This window comes from Streptomyces sp. NPDC052079 (genome assembly GCF_040680275.1).
Classification (GTDB): domain Bacteria; phylum Actinomycetota; class Actinomycetes; order Streptomycetales; family Streptomycetaceae; genus Streptomyces.
The window spans coordinates 1-5,463 of record NZ_JBFAWL010000050.1; the positions used below are offsets into that span (position 1 = coordinate 1).

Below are 5,463 nucleotides of genomic sequence, written 5' to 3' on the forward strand. Positions count from 1 at the left end.
AGCAGTGGCAGCGGGTCACTGCTGGTGACCAGTTCCCGCAGCGGATGCCGGGCCAGCACCGCGTCCACCTCCGGCGTCAACGCCGCCGCCAGCCGTGACGCCGCCGGACGGCTCTCGTCCCGCAGCGCGTCCACGGCCGAGAGTAGTACGCTTGTTGACTCCGCGTCGGGCACCGAGGCCGCCGCCCGCTCGTACAGCCGGGCGCCCTCCTCCAGCACCACCTCGGTGTCCATCCCGGCCGGAATCTTGATCTGCGCATGGTGCCGCCAGGTGGTGACCGGATCGCCCCATGCCTCGACGGTGTACGTCCACAGTCCGGGCTCCCCCGCGGTGACCGTCGCCCCCCACCTGTCCGTACCCGGCGCCAGCTCCCGCATCGGCGTGAACGGCCCCCGACGCCCCTCCGGGTCCCTCAGCACCACATCGGCGGCGACCGCCTCGTGCCCCTCGCGGAACACGGTGGCCGAGATCTCGAACGTCTCACCGGTCACGGCCTTCGCGGGCCGGCGCCCCTGACGGACCATCGGGCGGACGTCCAGCACCGGAATGCGCCCCACGGCGGTCGGGGGACCGTTGGCGGGCGGTGCGGGAGCCGCGACGGGGGACGAGGGGGGACCGGTCCCGGCACGGCGGCCGGGGGAGACCGCCCCGGCGCCGCGTTTCACGGGCGCCTCGGTGCCGGGCGCGGGGGGTGAGGACGAGTGGTGCTTGGCGGGCATGACCGCTCCTGTCCGCGTCAACGTAGGTGGGCGGATGACTGTGGGGAGGTGGGTCCTGCGGGGTGTCTGTGGGGTGTTACCGCAGGAGCCTTCCCACACTGCTCGGGTGGGCAATCCGGCACGTAGCTAACTACTCACGCGTATGTCGACACACAAGTCCGGCCCCCTCCGCACCGCAAGGAGCCGGTCCCGAAAGCGCCCCTCGTAGGCCCGTTCCCCCCGTCGCCGCCGCGCGTCCCGGGCCGTCGGCGTCCGGTGTCCCGCGGGGGCGCCCTTAGAAGCGCGGAACCTGAAGCAGCCGGTCCGGCGAACCGAGCCCACGCCCCGTCACCTTTCCGCTCACCGCCCCCTTGACCAGCGCCTTCGACACCTGGGCCGGGGTCGCCCGCCGGTGCTCGGCCAGATACACCGCCGCCGCGCCCGCCGCGTGCGGTGACGCCATCGACGTACCCGAGTGGGTGGCCCGCGCGGTGTCGCCGGCGGCGGAGGCCGAGGTGATGGACACCCCTGGGGCGAACAGATCGAGCGCCGAGCCGTGGTTGGAAAAGGCCGGTTTCTTGTCCCCCCGGTCGGTCGCGCCGACCGTGATGGCCTGTTTCACGCCCGCCGGGGAGTAGAGCGCCGCCGGCATGCCCTCGTTGCCCGCCGCGACCGTGTAGGTGACGCCGGAGGCGATCGAGGTACGCACGGCGGCGTTCAACTGCGCGTTGTAGAAGCCGCCCAGACTGAGATTGGCGACCGCGGGCTTCCTCGCGTTCCGGGTCACCCAGTCGATACCGGCGATCACCTGGGCGGTGGTGCCCGAGCCCGCGTCGTCGAGCACGCGCACGGAGACGATCCCGGCCTTCTTGGCGACCCCGTACGCCGTGCCCGCGACGATGCCCGCGACATGCGTGCCGTGCCCGTTGCCGTCCTGGGCGCTCCGGTCGTTCCCCACGAAGTCCCAGCCGTGGCGGGCCCGGCCGGCGAACTCCCTGTGGGTGATGCGTACGCCCGTGTCGATCACGTACACCGTCACCCCGGCGCCCGCCCGCGCCGGCGCGGTGTAGCGGCGGTTCAGTGGCAGGGCACGCTGGTCGATCCGGTCCAGGCCCCAGGACGGCGGTCTGCGCTGTGCGCGGTCCAGTTCCACACGGGTGTCCTGGACGACCGAGGTGACCCGGGGATCGGCCGCCAGGCGCCGGGCCTGTCCCGGATCGGCCCGCACCGCGTACCCGTTCAGCACCGTGCCATAGGTGTGGCTGATTCTCGCCCCGTACGCCGCGGCGAGGTCCCGGCCCGCCGCCGAGTGGGCCGCCGTCCCCTCCTCCAGCGTCACCAGGTAACTGCCCGCCACGGAGCCGGGCGCACCGGCTCCGCGTATCTGTCCCTGAGGTGCGGCCTGCGCGGGCAGGGTGGCGGCCGAGACCGCCGCGGCGCACAGCACCGCCGTGCCGACCCCCACCCGGCGCAGACGCCGCGTCCGCGTCCGTGCCATGGTCCGATCCCCTCCTGGGCCCGGGCCCCGCTGCCCGCCCGGCCGGTACGTCCGGATGGCAGCGTCTCGTGTGGGGAGAAGCGGTGCAAGAACGCCCACGGGGGCGGAATCGGCCATACCTCCTCTGAGGGGAATCGTTTGGGCAGGCGGACCGGGTTGCCCGTGTCTGGCGGCTTCCCGCGCGGACGGTGTTCGCGCGGGTACTGTCGGCAGCGATGCCCGGACGCACACCGCGTCTCTCACGAACGCGCCGAGGTGGCTTGTGAAGGCGATCCGTCGATTCACCGTCCGACCCGTGCTCCCCGAACCCCTCCGCCCCCTGAGCGACCTGGCCCGCAATCTGCGCTGGTCGTGGCACACCGCGACGCGTGACCTGTTCCGCTCCGTCGACCCCGAGCGCTGGGCGGCCGCCGGCAGCGACCCCGTGCGGCTGCTCGGCAGCGTGGCGACCGAACGGCTCACGGAGCTGGCCGGGGACCGCGCTTTCCTGGACCGCCTGGACGCGGTCGCCGACGATCTGCACGCCTACATGACCGGCGACCGCTGGTACCAGGCGCAGACCGACCGCATGCCCGCCGCCATCGCCTACTTCTCCCCGGAGTTCGGCATCACGGCCGCCCTGCCGCAGTACTCCGGGGGCCTGGGCATCCTGGCCGGCGACCATCTGAAGGCGGCCAGCGACCTCGGCGTCCCCCTCATCGGCGTCGGTCTGCTCTACCGGCACGGCTACTTCCGCCAGTCCCTGTCCCGGGACGGCTGGCAGCAGGAGCACTACCCCGTCCTCGACCCCAACGAGCTGCCCCTGGACCAGCTCAAGGACTCCCACGGCACCCCCGCGCAGATCACCCTCGCCCTGCCCGGCGGCCGCTCGCTGCGCGCGCGGATCTGGCTGGCACAGGTGGGCAGGATCCCGCTGCTCCTGCTGGACTCCGCCATCGAGGAGAACGACCTCGGCGAGCGCGGGGTGACCGACCGGCTCTACGGCGGCGGCAGCGAGCACCGGCTGCTCCAGGAGATGCTGCTCGGTATAGGAGGGGTCCGCGCGGTCCGTACGTACTGCGCGCTCACCGGGCACGCCGAACCGGAGGTCTTCCACACCAACGAGGGCCACGCCGGTTTCCTCGGCCTCGAACGCATCGCCGAACTGCGCGCCGAGGGGCTGACCTTCGACGCGGCGCTGGAGGCGGTCCGCGCGGGGACCGTGTTCACCACCCACACGCCCGTCCCGGCCGGCATCGACCGGTTCGACCGGGAACTGGTCGCGCGGCACTTCGGTCCGCCCGCCGAACTGCCCAACATGGAGGTCGACCGCATCCTCCGGCTCGGCATGGAGTCCTTCCCCGGCGGCGAGTCCAACCTGTTCAACATGGCCGTGATGGGCCTGCGCCTGGCCCAGCGCGCCAACGGTGTCTCCCTGCTGCACGGCCAGGTCAGCCGCGAGATGTTCGCCGGGCTCTGGCCGGGCTTCGACCCCGAGGAGGTGCCGATCGCCTCCGTGACCAACGGGGTGCACGCGCCCACCTGGGTCGCCCCCGAGGTGTTCCGCCTCGGCGCCCGGCAGATCGGCACCCAGCGCGCCGAGGAGGCGCTGAGCGTCGGCGACTCCGACCGCTGGGACTCCGTGGCGGACATCGCCGACCAGGACATCTGGGAGCTGCGCCGGTCGCTGCGCGAACTGCTGGTGCTGGAGGTCCGCGAACGGCTGCGCGCCTCCTGGCGGCAGCGCGGTGCCGGCACGGCGGAGCTGGGCTGGATCGACGGGGTGCTCGACCCGGAGGTGCTGACCATCGGCTTCGCCCGGCGTGTCCCGTCGTACAAGCGGCTGACGCTGATGCTGCGCGACCGGGACCGGCTGATGGACCTTCTGCTGCATCCCGAGCGGCCGGTGCAGATCGTGATCGCGGGCAAGGCGCACCCGGCGGACGACGGCGGCAAGCGGCTCATCCAGGAACTGGTCAGGTTCGCCGACGACCCGCGCGTGCGCCACCGGATCGTGTTCCTGCCCGACTACGGCATGGCGATGGCGCAGAAGCTCTACCCCGGCTGCGACATCTGGCTGAACAACCCGCTCCGGCCGCTGGAGGCGTGCGGCACCAGCGGGATGAAGGCCGCGCTCAACGGCTGCCTCAACCTGTCCGTGCTGGACGGCTATTGGGACGAGTGGTTCCAGCCCGACTTCGGCTGGGCCATCCCCACGGCGGACGGCGCCGGGACCGGCCCGGACCGGCGCGACGACATAGAGGCCGCGGCGCTGTACGACCTGCTGGAGCAGCGGGTGACCCGATGCTTCTACGAACGCGGGCGCAGCGGGCTGCCCGACCGCTGGATCGAGATGGTGCGCCGGACCCTGAGCCTGCTCGGCCCCAAGGTGCTGGCCGGCCGCATGGTCCGCGAGTACGTCGAGCGCCTGTACGTCCCCGCCGCGCACGCGCACCGCGCCATGGACCCGGACTCGGCGCGGGCGCTCGCCGCGTGGAAGGCGAGGGTGCGCGGCGCCTGGCACGGTGTGACGGTCGACCATGTCGAGACGTCCGTGACGACGGCCACGGCGGAACTCGGCACGACGCTCGGGCTGCGGGTGCGGGTGGGGCTCGGCGGTCTGAAGCCGGAGGACGTCGAGGTGCAGGCGGTGTCCGGGCGGGTGGACGAGGAGGACCGCATCACCGATGCGGCGGCCGTACCACTGAAGCCGGTGGGCCCACCCGACCAGGAGGGCCGCTGGCTGTACGAGGGCCCACTGTCCCTCGACCGCACGGGCCCCTTCGGCTACACGGTCCGCATCCTCCCCAGCCACCGGCATCTGGCGTCCGGCGCGGAACTGGGCCTTCTCGCGGTCCCGTCGGAGGACCTGGCGGAGGCGGCGGGTCTTTTGATGCGGTGAGTCCAACTAGCCCGTCCGGCGTTTGAGGACGAGGCCCGAAGGGCCGAAAGGGGGGTCTGGGGGCGCAGCCTCCAGGGACGGGACGGGAAGGGGCGGCGGGGGCGACCAACCGTGGGGGGGCGAAGCCGCGGCCCGCTGAAGGGGTGCCGCCTGCGCCCACCCTCCCCCACTCTCGGCTTCGCTCGAGCGGGGGACCCCCATCGCCCTGGGGGTACCTCCCAGGCCCTTAAGGCCAATGCCGTGTAGTTAGGGCCTGGGCTGATGTGTCAAGCAGGCTGAAACAGAGATGGACCTGCTAGAACCGTGTCGACCAAGATCACTGTTCAGCAGGAGCCCCATTGGACGCCAAGTCTGTCATTGCTCACGAGGTAGCGGTTGCCGCGGGT

At 72.6% G+C, this 5,463-nt stretch carries 3 protein-coding genes; 1 reads left to right on the forward strand and 2 read right to left on the reverse strand.

Annotated features, from left to right (window positions below; all coding sequences use genetic code 11):
* Both AB0L56_RS31440 and AB0L56_RS31445 read right to left on the reverse strand, forming a co-directional pair.
* A partial coding sequence (locus AB0L56_RS31440; protein WP_365429537.1) for a maltotransferase domain-containing protein occupies positions 1-719 on the reverse strand: 719 nt, incomplete at its 3' end.
* Between the two features lie 274 nt (positions 720-993).
* Positions 994-2,196, reverse strand: a complete 1,203-nt coding sequence (locus AB0L56_RS31445; protein ID WP_365429540.1) for a S8 family peptidase — start codon at positions 2,194-2,196, stop codon at positions 994-996.
* Positions 2,197-2,458: 262 nt separating this feature from the next.
* Between AB0L56_RS31445 and AB0L56_RS31450 the strand changes: the two genes are divergently transcribed.
* The gene (locus AB0L56_RS31450; RefSeq protein WP_365429543.1) at positions 2,459-5,077 is read left to right on the forward strand and encodes a glycosyltransferase family 1 protein; all 2,619 of its coding nucleotides are present in this window, start codon (positions 2,459-2,461) and stop codon (positions 5,075-5,077) included.
* Positions 5,078-5,463 lie beyond the last annotated feature (386 nt).

What these genes read in the sequence shown, in the direction of transcription:
- AB0L56_RS31445 (WP_365429540.1), bottom strand. Translation starts at nt 2,196, where the DNA reads ATGGCACGGACGCGGACGCGGCGTCTGCGCCGGGTGGGGGTCGGCACG.